The organism is Streptomyces sp. NPDC104309 (genome assembly GCF_055584025.1).
This window is the reverse complement of sequence record NZ_JBVJMV010000006.1, coordinates 116773-131982: the sequence shown is the minus strand read 5'-3', so window position 1 is coordinate 131982 and position 15210 is coordinate 116773. Positions and strand designations below refer to the sequence as shown.

Annotated in this window: 13 protein-coding genes; 7 read left to right on the top strand and 6 right to left on the bottom strand. The window is 70.4% G+C overall.

Annotation, left to right across the window (positions count from 1 at the left end; genetic code table 11):
* The first annotated feature begins 339 nt into the window (after positions 1-339).
* Complete coding sequence (locus ACZ68L_RS11110; RefSeq protein ID WP_469576084.1) at positions 340-2727, top strand: M9 family metallopeptidase; 2388 nt, start codon at positions 340-342, stop codon at positions 2725-2727.
* A gap of 96 nt (positions 2728-2823) precedes the next feature.
* Here the strand turns inward: ACZ68L_RS11110 and ACZ68L_RS11105 are convergent, their stop codons facing one another.
* Both ACZ68L_RS11105 and ACZ68L_RS11100 read right to left on the bottom strand, forming a co-directional pair.
* Positions 2824-3213 carry a barstar family protein gene (locus ACZ68L_RS11105; protein WP_469576082.1) on the bottom strand — a complete coding sequence of 130 codons (390 nt, stop codon included), beginning with the start codon at positions 3211-3213 and terminating at the stop codon, positions 2824-2826.
* Between the two features lie 94 nt (positions 3214-3307).
* Positions 3308-3700 (bottom strand): guanyl-specific ribonuclease, encoded by a 393-nt coding sequence (locus ACZ68L_RS11100; protein WP_469576080.1) that lies wholly within the window; start codon positions 3698-3700, stop codon positions 3308-3310.
* 402 nt (positions 3701-4102) lie between these two features.
* Here ACZ68L_RS11100 and ACZ68L_RS11095 point away from each other — a divergent pair, with 402 nt between their 5' ends.
* Entirely contained in the window at positions 4103-4543 is a 441-nt protein-coding gene (locus ACZ68L_RS11095; RefSeq protein ID WP_469576416.1) for an ATP-binding protein, read from the top strand.
* A gap of 45 nt (positions 4544-4588) precedes the next feature.
* Here ACZ68L_RS11095 and ACZ68L_RS11090 read toward each other — a convergent pair whose 3' ends face one another.
* Positions 4589-5665: a DUF2637 domain-containing protein gene (locus ACZ68L_RS11090; protein WP_469576078.1), complete on the bottom strand. Its 1077-nt coding sequence runs from the start codon at positions 5663-5665 to the stop codon at positions 4589-4591.
* Positions 5666-5857: 192 nt separating this feature from the next.
* Complete coding sequence (locus tag ACZ68L_RS11085; RefSeq protein ID WP_469576075.1) at positions 5858-6706, bottom strand: (2Fe-2S)-binding protein; 849 nt, start codon at positions 6704-6706, stop codon at positions 5858-5860.
* Between the two features lie 146 nt (positions 6707-6852).
* Here ACZ68L_RS11085 and ACZ68L_RS11080 point away from each other — a divergent pair, with 146 nt between their 5' ends.
* Both ACZ68L_RS11080 and ACZ68L_RS11075 read left to right on the top strand, forming a co-directional pair.
* Positions 6853-7629, top strand: coding sequence for a GntR family transcriptional regulator (locus ACZ68L_RS11080; protein ID WP_469576074.1), 777 nt, complete (start codon positions 6853-6855; stop codon positions 7627-7629).
* 88 nt (positions 7630-7717) lie between these two features.
* Positions 7718-8182 carry a hypothetical protein gene (locus tag ACZ68L_RS11075; RefSeq protein WP_469576073.1) on the top strand — a complete coding sequence of 155 codons (465 nt, stop codon included), beginning with the start codon at positions 7718-7720 and terminating at the stop codon, positions 8180-8182.
* A gap of 72 nt (positions 8183-8254) precedes the next feature.
* Here the strand turns inward: ACZ68L_RS11075 and ACZ68L_RS11070 are convergent, their stop codons facing one another.
* Both ACZ68L_RS11070 and ACZ68L_RS11065 read right to left on the bottom strand, forming a co-directional pair.
* A complete protein-coding gene (locus ACZ68L_RS11070; RefSeq protein WP_469576072.1) occupies positions 8255-9040 on the bottom strand; it encodes a hypothetical protein in 786 nt (261 codons plus the stop codon).
* Positions 9041-9203: 163 nt separating this feature from the next.
* On the bottom strand, positions 9204-10955 hold the full coding sequence (locus tag ACZ68L_RS11065; protein ID WP_469576070.1) for a PucR family transcriptional regulator: 1752 nt from the start codon (positions 10953-10955) through the stop codon (positions 9204-9206).
* Between the two features lie 258 nt (positions 10956-11213).
* Here ACZ68L_RS11065 and ACZ68L_RS11060 point away from each other — a divergent pair, with 258 nt between their 5' ends.
* From ACZ68L_RS11060 to pucD, 3 genes are read left to right on the top strand one after another with little or no spacing between them, the layout of a single operon-like run.
* Positions 11214-12104 carry an FAD binding domain-containing protein gene (locus ACZ68L_RS11060; RefSeq protein ID WP_469576068.1) on the top strand — a complete coding sequence of 297 codons (891 nt, stop codon included), beginning with the start codon at positions 11214-11216 and terminating at the stop codon, positions 12102-12104.
* A 2-nt stretch (positions 12105-12106) separates the two neighbouring features.
* Positions 12107-12700, top strand: coding sequence for a (2Fe-2S)-binding protein (locus ACZ68L_RS11055; RefSeq protein WP_469576066.1), 594 nt, complete (start codon positions 12107-12109; stop codon positions 12698-12700).
* Between the two features lie 2 nt (positions 12701-12702).
* A complete protein-coding gene (gene pucD, locus ACZ68L_RS11050) occupies positions 12703-15087 on the top strand; it encodes a xanthine dehydrogenase subunit D (RefSeq protein ID WP_469576065.1) in 2385 nt (794 codons plus the stop codon).
* Positions 15088-15210 lie beyond the last annotated feature (123 nt).

Genomic DNA, 15210 nt, shown 5'->3' with positions numbered 1-15210 from the left:
TCTGTCGGGACTCGGGCACGGGAACGGGCTCGGGCTCATGCTCGGGACGTCGGTCCCGGTCCGGACAGCAGGTGCGCGCTCAGTGGTCCGGCGGGGGCGGCCGTCGTGCACGCGGGCCGGGGCTGAACCCGATTGCTGTGGCGGTGAGTTGTCGCGGAGATGAATCTGCGCAAGAGGGCTTCCGAAGGACATGTGACATGTGCCATTGTACAGCGCGCAGAGGGGATGAGGTCGTGTCCATGCCATAGCGCGCACCAGGACTCGACCCGGACCCGCCCCCGCGCATTCCCCCACAGCCGCGCGATGTTGCGCGGTCACCACTCCGCTGGGAGGCGGCAAGTGAAGAACCTGAGGGTTCGACAGAAGATAACTGGATTGTCCACTGCGGTTCTGGCTGCGTGCCTGAGCGTGGGCCTGCTCACGGCACCGAGCCAAGCCGTCGAGCAACGCCCCGTCGCATCGGCCGCGACCTCCCACTCCTCGGACGCCGCTCAGAAACGGGCGGAACCCCAGACCGAGGACCCCGGCGGCCCCACCGCCGAGGCGCTGACGGCACCCGCCGACGATGCCGCTCACGTCGAACGCAAGTCGCTCAAGGCCGCCGACCGGCCGCCGCTGTCCGCGTCCAAGGACGCGCTCAAGCGGGACTACGACGACCCGGCCACCGCGCTTCCGAGCCACCTGGCACCTTCGATGAAGGCCGAGAAGCAGGCCCGCGCCAAGAAGTCAAGCAAGGCCGCGGCCGAGTGCAACGTCACCGACTTCACCAACAACACCGGAGGCGCCCTGGTCGAGAAGGTCAAGGCGGCGACCACCGACTGCGTCAACACGCTGTTCCGTCTCCAGGGCCAGGACGGCTACCACGCCTTCCGCGAGGACCAGATGGTCACCATCGCCGACGCCATGCGCGACGCGTCGGCCTCCTACCCCGGTGACGGCACCACCGGCGTGCCTCAGCTGATCCTCTTCCTCCGGGCCGGCTACTACGTGCAGTACTACGACCCCGACACCGTCGGAGAGTACGGGCCGCGCCTGCGCACGGCCATCCAGGGTGCGCTCGACGGCTTCTTCGGCTCCTCGCACGCCTTCGACGTCACCGACGCCAACGGCGAGAGCCTGTCCGAGGCGATCATCCTGGTCGACAGCGCCGGGGAGAACGCCCGCTACCTGAACATCGTCAAGCGGATGCTGGCCGACTACGACGAGTCGTACAACAGCTCCTGGTACATGCTCAACGCCGTGAACAGCGTGTACACGATCATGTTCCGCGGTCACCAGGTGCCCGAGTTCATCAGCGCCATCGAGGCCGATTCCAGCGTGCTGAACTCCCTGCACGACTTCGCCGCGAACCACCTCGACCTGCTGGGCACCAAGCAGTCGTTCCTGGCCTCCAACGCGGGACTCGAGCTCGGCCGCTTCCTCAAGGAGGACTCGCTGCGCGCCAAGGCGAGCCCGCTCGCGGCCGACCTGATGAGCAAGAGCTCCATCGACGGCCCCACCGCCCCGCTCTGGGTCAATCTGGCCAAGATGGTCGACGCCTACGACAAGGACAACTGCGCGGAATACGGCGCCTGCAATCTCGCGGAGCGTCTCGAGAAGGCCGTCCTGCCGGTGAAGCACACCTGTAGCGACAGCATCACCATCCGGGCGCAGGACATGGCCGCGGAGGAGCTCGAGGCCAGCTGCACCAGCCTGCGCAACCAGGACGCCTACTTCCACGAGGTGGCCCGGGACAACGGTGCGGTCGCCGACGACAACAACAAGACCATCGAGGTCGTGGTCTTCGACTCCAGCGCCGACTATCAGACCTACGCCGGAGTGATCTTCGGCATCGACACCAACAACGGCGGCATGTACCTGGAGGGCGACCCCAAGGCCGAGGGCAACCAGCCCCGGTTCATCGCCTACGAGGCCGAGTGGGCCCGCCCCGACTTCCAGATCTGGAACCTCAACCACGAGTACACGCACTACCTCGACGGCCGCTTCAACATGTACGGCGACTTCGAGGCCGGAATGACCACGCCGACCGTCTGGTGGGTCGAGGGCTTCGCGGAGTTCGTCTCCTACTCGTACCGCAAGCTCGCCTACGAGGCCGCCATCGCCCAGGCCGCGAACCACACCTACACCCTGCGCACCCTGTTCGACACCACCTACGACAACGCCGACCAGACCCGCGTGTACAACTGGGGCTACCTGGCCGTCCGTTACATGCTCGAATCCCACCGCTCGGACGTCGACACCCTGCTCGGTCTCTACCGCAAGGGTGACTGGGACGGCGCCCGCACCCTGCTCACGTCGACCATCGGCAGCCGTTACGACACCGACTGGAACACCTGGCTGACCGCCTGCGCGGCCGGCGCCTGCGGCAGCGGGTCCACCAACCCGCCCGGTGAGATCACTGAGTGCAAGGACGCCGACACCAGGCTGCTGGGCCGGAACTGCATGCGCAGCGAGCTGAAGGCCGTCAAGGGCGACTACGCCTACCTGGCCGTAGTCATCCCGGCCGGCATCACCCAGCTGAAGATCACCGCGTCCGGCGGCACGGGTGACGCCGACCTCTACTACAGCTCGGTGGACTGGGCGACCACCCAGGTCAACTCCGACAAGTCCGTCGGGGCGGGCAACGAGCACACCCTGACCGTCAACAACCCGGCGCCGGGCTACCACTTCATCAGCCTCTACGGCAACGAGAAGTTCGACGGCGTCAAGGTCACCACCGAGTTCTGATCCCCACGACCCCCACGGTACCGGCCGGCCGAGTGATGTTCCCGCTCGGCCGGCCGGTACCGTCCCGGGGCGCGTCCGCCGGCCCCGGCCCGGGGCTCACGACAGCCGCAGCGTGCCGGGTGCCGTTTCGTCCGTCAGGATCTCCACGAGCAGGTCGAACAGCGTCGGCCCCCGTCCGGCCAGGGCATCGTCCAGTCGCTTCTGGACCGAGGGCCTGTTGGTGGGGTGCACGCTGCTCAGGCTGTCTCGCAGATAGCGCGCTGTCTCCTCGTGTGCCAGGGCCTGTGCGGAGAGGGCGTGGTCCCGCCATTCGAAGACGAAGTCGCCGTCGTCCGGAGTGCCCATCCCGCCACCGAGGCAGTCGGCGAGGGCGTCGAAGTTGCGGCCGAAGTAACCACCGGGGCCGTTCACCGCCTCGCCGATCACTTTCCAGAACTGCTCCAGGCCGGTGACCCGGGAGCCGTCGATCACATAGGTCACGGTCATGGGTGGAGGGTACAAGCCCGGCTGCTTCGGCCGGTCCGTGATCCGCGCCGCAGGTGGGGGGCTACGGCGCGGATCGGTCCGGAGGGTTGAGCCTTCAGCAGCTCTGGTTGATCAGGTCGAATGTGGCGTAGTGGTCACTGGTGTAGTAGTCCTCCCGCACCATTTCGCCCGTGACGATCCGACGGGCGCCGCGGGTCGGGGAGCCGGGGGTGATGACCGTGTACTCGTGGTAATAGCCGGTGCTCCGACTGGGCAGGACACCTTCACGGTTCTGGAAGACGGCACCGTCCTGCGAGTACGGGAAGGGCCCGCCGACGTCGATCAGGTCGAGGGTGTCGTGGGCCTGGGCCGGCAGCGCCGAGTAACAGATGCTGCCGACCGAGGTGGTGGCGGCCGTGGCCGGGGAGGCGACCGGGCCGCCGACGAGGAGAACGGACAGAAGGGCGGCAGAGCCACCGAGCGTGGTGATCCGTGGGGGGATTCGCATAGCCACCATGATGACGCGCGTAGACATGGTCGCGTCAACGCCAACCGTTGTGAATTTTTTGGGAGTTAACCGGAGAGGAGGAAATGTGACGCCGATGTGTCCGACTGCTCGCGGGGCACTCGGGTGCGGCGTTCATTTATTGATGAGTCGACAAGCGTGGCGGCCGGTCTGTGGGGCATGCATCCCCGTGGAGGTGTTCCGCGCAGCCGTTCGGCGAGAAGGATCGAGAGGGGGCGGGAAGGCGCGAGCGGAACACGGGAAGCCGCGAGACGACAACAGGACGCGACGACAGGACACGGCAACAGGACACGACAAGGGCTCGGGGACACGAGACGGCGAGCAGGGGGATTCACTGTGCGTGCGGGGGAAACGATGGAGCGTCGGGGCAAGGCCGATTCCGTGATGGGCGGGTCGGCGCGCGAGCCGGGGGAGCAGGGGTGGCAGCCGGTCCGGCTGCATCGCAGACTGGCCCACACCGATCTGGCGGGCGTGAGCGAAGTGCGCGGCGCGTTGCGGGAGTTCCTGCGCTACCGATGGCGGTCGGAGTCGGCCGAGGTGGCGGAACTGCTGCTGAGCGAGCTGGTGACCAATGCCCTGATCCACACGCGTCATGGCGCGGTCGTCACGGTGAGCGTGACGCCCGCCAGGCTACGGGTGGAGGTGCGTGACTTCGTATCCGGTCTGTCCTCGTCGTATGTACCTAACGCCGACGACGGTACGCACGGCCGAGGACTGGTCCTGGTGCGAGGTCTCGCGGATGCCTGGGGGGTGGGCGCACAGGCGCTGGGCAAGGTCGTCTGGTTCGAACTGGACGACGAAAGGCTGGACGACGAAAGGCCCTGAGAGCCCGGGAGGACCGGGCCGTCAGGGCCTTGTGCGACGGACGGGTCAGCCGAACTGCTGCTCCAGATCCTTCAGTTTCCGCTCCAGCGAGTCGAGCCGGGGCAGTGCCTGGGTGTCGTCCTCGGCGGTGAGGTCGACGGTGATCGGATCATTCGGGTTGCGGTCCGAGGTGCTGGAGCTCGGACCGGTCACGGCCTGCAGGGATGGCCGGGCGCGCAGCGGCAGTTGTCCCGGCTCGGATATGGCGGGCTCCACGACGGACTGCGTGGGGCCCGCCGCGGGGGCGATGGCCTGGACGTCCACCTGGGTCCCACCCCGGCCGACCCGGCGCCAGGCCCGGTTCTGCCGGTTCAGTGCCTTGATGTGGGCCCGGTCCAGCTTCACCTGGTCCTTCCTGCGAAGACGGTTCTGCTCCTTCTCCCGCCGGTCCTCACGTACCTCTTCGACCGCTTCGTCCAGAGTGCGTACGCCCTCCAGCAGCATCAGCGACCAGGCGCCGAAGGTCTCCCGGGGGGCACGCAGCCACCGTACGATCCGGATCTGCGGCAGTGGACGGGGCACCAGGCCCTGCTCGCGCAGCGCGGCCCGGCGGGTCTGCTTCAGTGCCCGGTCGAAGAGCACGGCGGCCGAGAGCGACATTCCAGCGAAGAACTGCGGTGCGCCGGCGTGGTCGATGCCGCGAGGCGCGTGCACCCAGTTGAACCAGGCTGCCGCACCGGCGAACAGCCACACCAGGAGTCGTGAACCGAGCGCCGCGTCACCGTGACTGGCCTCGCGCACCGCGAGCACGGAACAGAACATGGCGGCCCCGTCCAGGCCGAACGGAACAAGGTATTCCCAGCCACCGGTGAGGCCGAGGTTCTGCTCGCCGAAACCGACGAGCCCGTGGAAGGAGAGTGCGGCGGCGACCGCCGCGCAGCAGAACAGCAGGACGTACGAGGCGGTGGCGTACAGCGCCTCCTTGCGTCTGCGACGCTCCTCGCTGCGTTCCCAGCTGTCGTCGGCAGCGGAGTTGTCAGCAGCGCGCTTGCCGCGTGCGACCACCGCCACCGCCGCCAGGACCCCCACGAGCAGCACGGCGCCCGGAAGCAGCCAATTCAGCGATATGTCGGTCAGTCTCATGCGCGGTCCCTTGCGTCGCGTAGGGCATTTCGGGCGCCATGATTGCCGAAACCCCGTCAGGCTCAGGGGGTTTCGGGGCAAGAGAACGCCATTGGGTTGGCAGGGCATACGGATAGCCGGGATCTGATCGAATATCCGTACACGGCCAGTGATCTGCGTTCGAATACTACTACCCGTACGAGCGGGGGTGGATCAGTGAGCGGGCGTCAGTTTCCTTACCCGGTCCGCATCACAGGTGCGGGGGCAGGTGACGCAGGTGTCCTCGGGGCGCAGCGTGTAGAAGAGGCAACAGCTCGTCCGGTCGCGGGTGGGCAGCGATGCGCCGTTCGGACCGCTCAGTTCACGGAAGCCCGCCGAGCCGACGTACGGCTTGGTGGTGCCGGGCAGGAGCTTCTCCAGCTCGGCCATCGCCTGTCGCTCCTCCCCGAGCAGATGGGCGATGTACCACAGGCCCTCGACGACCTCGTCCGTCGCCATCCCCCACAGCGCCCTCCTGCCGCGCCGCATCCGCGGACCGAAGCCGTCCAGTACCGGACCGATGTGCTCGGCCACCGACGCCAGCACCTCGGCCCGCAGCGCCGCCTCGTCGGGAACGACCCGGGCGCCCGGCAGCCCGGCCGCCGGATCGTCGGGAAGGCAGGCGAACTCCCTCAGGCGCACCGTGAGATGGCCCAGCGCCCGCTGGAACGCCACACCCTCGACGGGGATGCGGGGAACCCGCCGGTGCAGGAACCACGGCACCGTCACCAGCAGACAGGCGGGCCAGGCGTACCGGTGCAGTCCGAAGCCGGCGACCACGTCGGGGCGGGGCTGCTGCCCGTAGTCCCGCAGCACCTGCGCGTGGTCCCGGGCGAGAAAGGCGTCCAGCGCGGCGCCGCCCGCCGCGAGCTCGTCCGCACCCACCCAGCCGGCCCCGCGGGGAGCGGCCTCGTCGTCCGTCAGCACCTCTGCGCGCAGGCCGGGGAACACCTCGGTCAGGCGCGCGTACGCACCCGTCACGGCGGACGCGGTGGTGCCGGGAAGAAGGGCGGGGAGTGTCATGCAGGGACCACCGAATCGCGATCGTTTGCAGGTAAGCCTTACCTTACCCGAACGGATCGATGTTTGAACTGCGGCCTGCTCCGCCTATCGTGCACAAGGGGCATGGCGCACGCGAGCCGCGCCCACGACAGGCCGAGGAGGTCCGAGTGGAGCAGGGCAGAGCGCGTGAGCAGGCACGGCCGTCGTGCACGTCCGCCGCGCCCGCGACCACCCCTTCGTCCGTACAGGTGCCCGATGTGCGGGTGCCCGAGCAGGCACGCGGCGAACACACGCACGGCGAGCCGTCCGCCCCGCGGCCGGTGGTGCAGCGGCACTCCGTACGCGGCCAGGTCTTGGACGCCCTGCGCGCCGCGCTGGTGGATGGTCAGCTGGTCCCGGGACAGGTCTACTCCGCCCCGGCTCTGGGCGCCCGCTTCGGGGTCTCCGCGACGCCGGTGCGCGAGGCGATGCAGCAGCTGGCCATCGAGGGCGCCGTCGAGGTCGTACCGAACCGCGGTTTCCGCGTCTCCCAGCGGGGCCCGCGCGAGCTGGCCGAGCTGGCGGAGGTGCGGGCCCTGATCGAGGTACCCGTCATGCTGCGGCTGGCCCGCACCGTGCCGCCGGCCCGCTGGTGCGCCCTGCGCCCGCTGGCCGACGCCACCGTGGCGGCCGCCGCCGTGGGCGACCGGGCGAGCTACGCCGAGTCCGACCGGGCCTTCCACGGCGCCGTCCTCGCGCTGTGCGGCAACGAGCAGTTGGTGATGGTCGCCGACGATCTGCACCGCCGCTCCCAGTGGCCGCTGGGGAACAACCCCGCCGCCCGTCGCGCCGACCTGCTCGCCGACGCCGCCGAGCACACCGCACTGCTCGACGCGCTCATCGCCCAGGACCTGGCCGTCGTGCAGTCGCTCGTACGCGAACACTTCACCGGCGCCGAGAGCTGAACCGGACGGTGCCGCGGGATCCGCCGGCGCCACCCCCGGAACGGGTTACGCTACGCCTCTGATCACATGATCATTCTTGGGGGCGAAAATGGCGGGAAGCCGGGCGTCGAGACCGGTGTCCGGGCTGCTGATGGCGGCGGTGGCGCTGGGCGCGGCCGGCTGTTCGCAGGAGGCCGGCCCCGGTGCGTCCGTCCCGGCGGGCGAGAGCCCGGCGGCCACGACTGCACAGCCGTCCGTGACGCCGTCGCGGATGCCCACGGCCAGCCCCGCGGCGACACCGACGCGCGTGCCTGCCGTGAAGTCGTCCGGGCCGGCCCCGGACGCCTCGCACACCGTCGTCGTCGTGGTGCCGCCGCACAAGGCCGCGCCGCCCAAATCCCCCGTCCCGCCTCCGCGACGGGACAGCGGCGGATCGCGGGACAAGCTTCCCGCCCTACCGCAGAACCCCAACCGGGGTCCCCATCCGCCGCCCGCCCCGGACCGTCCGTCGCCGACTCCGGAGTGGAGCGACGCGGGCTGGAAGCCCGGTGATCCGGTCGTGGACCTGACCTGACCTGGCCTGACGTGACGTACGGCGGTCAGTCCGGGACCGCTCCCGCCCCTCTCCCGGACGGTGCCACGGGGTTCAGTTCGCCTCGGCCGTCTCCGGGGGCGGCGGGTCCAGGTGCGGAGCCAGCCAGGTCGGTACGCCCCCGAGCAATCGGAAGAGCCGGCCCGCCTCGGCACGCAGCCGGGCCGCCGCCTCGGGCTCGGGTTCGGAGTCCGCGAGGGCGATGAGGGCCGGAGCCGTGCCGATCAGATAGCCCAGCTCCTCCCTTATCCGCAGGCACTCCGCGAAGCCGTGACGCGCCTCCGCCAGTTCGCCCTCGCGCAGGGCGAGCAGGGCGAGATGGCGCCAGGTCGAGGAGAGCAGCAGCGCGTCCCCCTGGGCGGTGGCACCGGCGTGGGCCCTGCGGTAGGCGGCCCGCGCGGCCTGCGGCGAGTCGGCGATGTTCTGCGCGATCAGACCCCGGCGGAAGTCCAGCAGCGGGCGGCCCGGCGCGGACGGGGCGAGCAGCGCGGCGGCGCGGCTCAGGGCGACACTGGCTTCGTCGGCCCGGTCCCGTACGCCCAGAAGTGTGGACGCGTACGCCAGATGGCCGCGTTCGCAGGCCGCCGCGCCGCGTTCGGCGTCGTCATGGGCCAGTGCCTCGGCGGTGCGCAGAGCGTCCTCGGCGTCGGTCCATCCCTGTCCGGCGTACAGGCACCGTTCGGTGAGCAGGGCGGTCCGCTGGAGTGCCGCCGCCGGATCGGTGGCGGCGTCGTGTTCGAGCAACGCGGCGGCGTCCGTCCAGCAGGCGCGTGACCGCAGCCGCCATACCGCTGTCTGGAGCGGCGGATCGTCATCGGCTGTCGTTCCGGAACCAGACATGGCGGTATGCGCCACATTGCCCTCCCCGAGCGCGCCATTGAGCTGTTGAGTCTGGCCGCATCTCAGCACGGAATGGCACGCCGGGCCAAGGGGTCGGGTCAATGTCAGGTGAAAGATTTCACAAACGAATGGTCCCGCCCGCCGGGGTGGTGGCGCCCGGACGTCAGCTCATACGCAGCGCGAGGAAGAAATCGAGCTTGTCCTCCAGGCGTGAGAGGTCACGCCCCGTCAACTGCTCGATTCGCCCGACCCGGTAGCGCAAAGTGTTGACGTGCAGATGGAGCCGGGCGGCGCAGCGCGTCCAGGAACCGTCGCAGTCCAGGAACGCCTCCAGCGTCGGAATCAGCTCCGCGCGGTGACGCCGGTCGTAGTCGCGCAGCGGGTCGAGCAGCCGTGCGGTGAACGCGCGGCGCACGTCGTCGGGGACGAACGGCAGCAGCAGCACGTGCGAGGCCAGCTCGTGGTGCCCGGCCGCGCAGACCCGGCCGGGGCGTGCCGCCGCGACGCGGCGTGCGTGCCGGGCCTCCTCCAGGGCGCCGCGCAGTCCTTCGGGTGAATGCACGGCCGCGCTGACACCCAGTGTCAGCCGCCCGTCGTCGGCGAGGCCCGCGGAGAGCGGTTCGCGGACGGCGGCGAGCAGCACGCCGGCGTGCAGCGCGGGGTCGGCCTCGGCGACCGCCCCGGACGGCGCCGCGTCGGGCTCACCGCCCGGCGCGGGCACGGTGACGGCGGGCAGGGGTACGAGTGCCACGGCCTCGTCGCCCGTGTGGGCGACCGCGATCCGGTCCGCGAAGTCGGGTCCGGTGACCGCGGGGTCGACCAGGATCTCCTCCAGCAACGCCTGGGCCACCGGGCCGCCCGCGACGGCGGGGCCGGAGACGGCCTGGCCGCCCGTGGCGGTGGAGCCCTCCGCGTCACCCCATTCGACGCGCGCCACCACGACCTGCCAGTGCGGCGCCGCCCCGAGCCCGGGGAGCAGCACCGGAGCGGCAACCCGCAGCCTGGCGGCGATCTCGGCCGGCGGGGCGCCCGTCTGGACCAGCTCCAGGACTTCCTGGGCCAGCCTGCGGCGTACCGTCCGGGCCGCGTCGCGCCGGTCCCGTTCGACCGCGATCAGCTGGGTGACGCCCTGGAGCAGGTCCAGCCGGGCGGGTGGCCAGTCGCTCGCGTCCGCCTCGACCGCGAGCAGCCAGTCGGAGAGCACCGACGCGCGCACATCCCGGGAGGTCGGCACCGCGCCCCGCCCGGTGTTCCGGATCGGGAAGAGTGAATACGTGATGCCGTCGACCGTGGTGCGGTGCGGGGCCCGGCGGCCGCTGCGGGTGGCGGCCAGATGGTGACCGGCGAGCGCCGCGCCGACCGGCCCGGCCAGCGGCGCGTTCCCGGCGCCCGCGATCTGCCGCCCGGTGGGGGAGAGCACCCAGGCGTGCAGGTCGAGATCGGAGCCGAGCAGATCCAGCACCACCTCGGGGCCGCCGCCCGCCGGGCCCGAGGTCATGAGCCTGCGGTGACGGTCCACGACCGCGGCGAGATCGCCCGCACGCTCGCCCGACACCTGGCGCACCACATGCTCGGTGATCGTTGCGAACGCGACGGTCTCGTGGACGGCGAAGAGCGGCAGCCGGTGCCGCTCACAGGCCTCCACCAGATCGCCGGGGATATCGCCGAGCTCCGCCTCGCCGGCCGCCAGCCCGGCGACCCCGGCGCCCGCCAGGATGCGTACGAACGGCTCCGAATCCGTCGCGTCCCGGCGCCAGGCCAGCCCCGTCAGGACCAGCTCGCCGCCCGACAGGTAGCGGCTGGGATCCCGCAGGTCAGTGGTCATCACGCCACGGACGGACCGGTCCAGCTCGTCCTCGCCACCGAGCAGCCGCAGGCCCAGCGCGTCGGTCTCCAGCAGTGCGCGCAGCCGCATCTCGTCGCCGCCGATCTCTTTCGTTGGAGCGGGTGAAAACTGGGTATTGCGGTGAGGTTACTGATCCCCGCCATTCGTTCGAATCTACAAGACGGAGAGAGCGGCCAGCCAACTCCTTCATGGTTTCGGTGACTGCACCGGGTGGAGCACGGCTTGTGTACTTGGCCCCACACCGCGTTAACAACACATGAACGACCAGTCGAGGGCCGGCCGTCCCCAGCCCCAGCGATCGACCGATTGAGAAGAAGAGAGCCACTCATGGACTTCCTTCGCCCCGCCAGCTGGGAGGAGGCGCTCGCCGCCAAGGCCGAGCACCCCACGGCTGTGCCCATTGCGGGTGGCACCGATGTGATGGTCGAGATCAACTTCGACCACCGGCGGCCCGAGTACCTTCTGGACCTGAACCGCATCGGAGAGCTGTCCGAATGGGAGGTGGGCCAGGAGAGCGTACGGCTCGGCGCCTCCGTACCGTACAGCCAGATCATGGAGCACCTGCGCGCCGAGCTGCCCGGACTGGCGCTCGCCGCGCACACCGTCGCCTCGCCCCAGATCCGCAACCGCGGCGGCGTCGGCGGCAACCTGGGAACCGCGTCGCCCGCCGGTGACGCCCATCCGGCGCTGCTCGCCGCGGGCGCCGAGGTCGAGGCCGAATCCGTACGCGGGACGAGGATGATCCCGATCGACGCCTTCTACACCGGCGTCAAGCGCAACGCCCTCGCCCCGGACGAGCTGATCCGGGCCGTGCACATCAAGAAGGCCGACGGGCCGCAGCAGTACTCCAAGGTCGGCACCCGCAACGCGATGGTCATCGCCGTCTGCGCCTTCGGCCTGGCCCTGCACCCCGAGACCCGCACGGTGCGCACCGGCATCGGCTCGGCCGCCCCCACGCCCGTACGGGCGAAGGAGGCCGAGGAATTCCTGAACGCCGCGCTCGAAGAGGGCGGTTTCTGGGACAGCCGCACGATCATCACCCCGTCCATCGCCTCGCAGTTCGCCGCGCTCGCCGCCGGTGCCTGCAACCCGATCGACGATGTGCGCGGCACCGCGAGCTATCGCCGGCACGCGGTAGGGATCATGGCCCGCCGCACCCTCGGCTGGACCTGGGAGTCGTACCGCGGCAACGGCCGCAGCACCGAAGGAGCTGCCTGATCATGCGCGTCAATTTCACGGTCAACGGCCGCAGGCACGAGGCGGACGACGTCTGGGAGGGCGAGTCCCTCCTCTACGTGCTGCGTGAGCGGATGGGCCTGCCCGGCTCGAAGAACGCCTGCGAGCAGGGCGAGTGCGGATCGTGCACGGTCCGTCTGGACGGTGTCCCGGTCTGCTCCTGTCTGGTCGCCGCGGGGCAGGTGGAGGGCCGCGAGGTCGTCACCGTAGAGGGCCTCGCCGACTTCGCAGCCCACCGTTCCCAGGAACACCCCGGCAGTGGCTGCGCCTCCGGCGCCTGTGGCACCGCACTCGACAAGGCACGGCGGTGGGAGGCCAAGCCGGCCGGCGAGGAGAGCCGGGACACCGGTGAACTCTCGCCGATCCAGCAGGCGTTCATCGACGCCGGAGCCGTCCAGTGCGGCTTCTGCACCCCCGGCCTGCTGGTCGCCGCCGACGAGCTGCTCGAACGCAACCCGGAGCCGTCCGACGCGGACATCCGCGAGGCGCTCTCCGGCAACCTCTGCCGCTGCACCGGCTACGAGAAGATCCTCGACGCGGTCCGCCTCGCGGCCGCCCGCGCGGAAGAAGCGGTCTGACGATGGGCGTTACCGGCAACCCCACCAGCATCAACCAGGGCACTCGCACCAAGGGCGGCATCGGCGAGTCCACGCTGCGCCCCGACGGCATCCTCAAGGTCACCGGAGAGTTCGCGTACTCCTCCGACATGTGGCACGAGGACATGCTCTGGGGCCACACGCTGCGCTCCACGGTCGCGCACGCCGAGATCGTCTCCATCGACACCTCGGAAGCGCTCGCCATGTCCGGCGTCTACGCCGTGCTCACCTACGACGACCTGCCGACCTCGGTGAAGAACTACGGGCTGGAGATCCAGGACACCCCGGTCCTCGCCCACGGCAGGGTCCGCCACCACGGCGAGCCGGTGGCGCTCGTCGCCGCCGACCACCCGGAGACGGCCCGCCGCGCCGCCGCGAAGATCAGAATCGACTATCGCGAGCTGCCGGTCGTCACCGACGAGGCCTCCGCGACCGCGCCCGACGCGCCCCTCATCCACGAGGGCCGCGACGACCACCACATCGGGCACGTACCGCACCCCAACATCGTCCACCGCCAGCCGATCGTCCGCGGCGACGCGGAGGCGGCCAAGGCCCGCGCCGATGTCGTGGTCAGCGGTGAGTACGTCTTCGGCATGCAGGACCAGGCCTTCCTCGGCCCCGAGTCGGGCCTGGCCGTACCCGCCGAGGACGGTGGCGTCGACCTGTACGTCGCCACCCAGTGGCTGCACTCCGACCTCCGCCAGATCGCCCCCGTCCTCGGCCTGCCCGAGGACAAGGTTCGCATGACGCTCTCCGGCGTCGGCGGCGCCTTCGGCGGCCGCGAGGACCTGTCGATGCAGATCCACGCCTGCCTGCTGGCGCTGCGCACCGGCAAGCCGGTGAAGATCGTCTACAACCGTTTCGAGTCCTTCTTCGGGCACGTCCACCGCCACCCCGCCAAGCTCTGGTACGAGCACGGCGCCACCCGTGACGGCAAGCTCACCCACATGAAGTGCCGCATCGTGCTGGACGGCGGCGCCTACGCCTCGGCCTCCCCGGCCGTCGTCGGCAACGCCTCCTCGCTCGCCGTCGGCCCGTACGTCATCGACGACGTCGACATCGAGGCGATCGCGCTCTACACCAACAACCCGCCGTGCGGCGCGATGCGCGGCTTCGGCGCGGTCCAGGCGTGCTTCGCCTACGAGGCGCAGATGGACAAGGTCGCCGCCGAACTCGGCATGGACCCGGTCGAGTTCCGGCAGCTCAACGCCATGGAGCAGGGCACCCTGCTGCCGACCGGCCAGCAGGTCGACTCGCCCGCACCGGTCGCCGAACTGCTGCGCCGGGTCAAGGCCAGGCCGCTGCCGCCCGAGCGTCAGTGGGAGAGTGCCGGCGAGCACGCCGACGTCCGCGCACTGCCCGGCGGACTGTCCAACACCACCCACGGCGAAGGCGTCGTGCGAGGCGTCGGCTATGCGGTCGGCCTGAAGAACGTCGGCTTCTCCGAGGGCTTCGACGACTACTCCACCGCCCGGGTGCGCATGGAGGTCATCGGCGGCGAACCGGTTGCGACCGTGCACACCGCCATGGCGGAGGTCGGGCAGGGCGGCGTCACCGTGCACGCCCAGATCGCCCGTACCGAACTCGGCGTCGCCCAGGTCACCATCCACCCGGCCGACACCCGGGTCGGATCGGCCGGATCGACCTCCGCCTCCCGGCAGACGTACGTCACCGGCGGCGCCGTGAAGAACTCCTGCGAGGCTGTCCGCGAGAAGGTCCTGGAGATCGGCCGCCGCAAGTTCGGTACGTACCACCCCGCCTGGGCCACCGCCGAACTCCTCCTGGAGGGCGGCAAGGTCGTCACCGACGGCGGCGAGGTACTCGCCGACCTCGTCGATGTGCTGGAGGACGAGTCGGTCGACATCGAGCTGGAGTGGCGCCACCGGCCCACCGAGGCCTTCGACCTGCGGACCGGCCAGGGCAACGGCCACGTCCAGTACTCCTTCGCCGCGCACCGCGCGGTCGTCGAGGTCGACACCGAGCTCGGCCTGGTCAAGGTCATCGAACTGGCCTGCGCCCAGGACGTCGGCAAGGCGCTCAACCCGCTGTCGGTCCTCGGCCAGATCCAGGGCGGCACCCTCCAGGGCATGGGCGTCGCTGTCATGGAGGAGATCATCGTCGACCCGAAGACCGCGAAGGTACGCAACCCGTCCTTCACGGACTACCTGCTGCCCACCATCCTCGACACCCCGACCATCCCGGTCGATGTGCTCGAACTCGCCGACGAACACGCCCCGTACGGGCTCCGCGGCATCGGCGAGGCCCCCACCCTGTCGTCCACCCCGGCCGTCCTCGCGGCGATCCGGAACGCGACGGGCCTGGAGCTCAACAGGACACCGGTACGACCCGAGCATCTCACGGGCACCTGAGTCACAGCTCCACCTGAACTCTCCGGGCGGTGCGTGCCTCCCAGGAACGTCACACTTCCGTCGCCCGCATCGCCCGGAGAACCCCAGTGCCGCACCGCTCGCGGCCGTTGTTCCACCGAGCAG

Bases quoted from the DNA above. Each gene is read 5' to 3' on its own strand.
- ACZ68L_RS11085 (WP_469576075.1), bottom strand. From the start codon at position 6,706: ATGACACTCCCCGCCCTTCTTCCCGGCACCACCGCGTCCGCCGTGACG.
- ACZ68L_RS11060 (WP_469576068.1), top strand. From the start codon at position 11,214: ATGGACTTCCTTCGCCCCGCCAGCTGGGAGGAGGCGCTCGCCGCCAAG.
- ACZ68L_RS11075 (WP_469576073.1), top strand. From the start codon at position 7,718: ATGGCGGGAAGCCGGGCGTCGAGACCGGTGTCCGGGCTGCTGATGGCG.
- ACZ68L_RS11065 (WP_469576070.1), bottom strand. From the start codon at position 10,955: ATGCGGCTGCGCGCACTGCTGGAGACCGACGCGCTGGGCCTGCGGCTG.
- ACZ68L_RS11090 (WP_469576078.1), bottom strand. From the start codon at position 5,665: ATGAGACTGACCGACATATCGCTGAATTGGCTGCTTCCGGGCGCCGTG.
- ACZ68L_RS11105 (WP_469576082.1), bottom strand. From the start codon at position 3,213: ATGACCGTGACCTATGTGATCGACGGCTCCCGGGTCACCGGCCTGGAG.
- pucD (WP_469576065.1), top strand. From the start codon at position 12,703: ATGGGCGTTACCGGCAACCCCACCAGCATCAACCAGGGCACTCGCACC.
- ACZ68L_RS11070 (WP_469576072.1), bottom strand. From the start codon at position 9,040: ATGTCTGGTTCCGGAACGACAGCCGATGACGATCCGCCGCTCCAGACA.
- ACZ68L_RS11095 (WP_469576416.1), top strand. From the start codon at position 4,103: ATGGGCGGGTCGGCGCGCGAGCCGGGGGAGCAGGGGTGGCAGCCGGTC.
- ACZ68L_RS11055 (WP_469576066.1), top strand. From the start codon at position 12,107: ATGCGCGTCAATTTCACGGTCAACGGCCGCAGGCACGAGGCGGACGAC.
- ACZ68L_RS11100 (WP_469576080.1), bottom strand. From the start codon at position 3,700: ATGCGAATCCCCCCACGGATCACCACGCTCGGTGGCTCTGCCGCCCTT.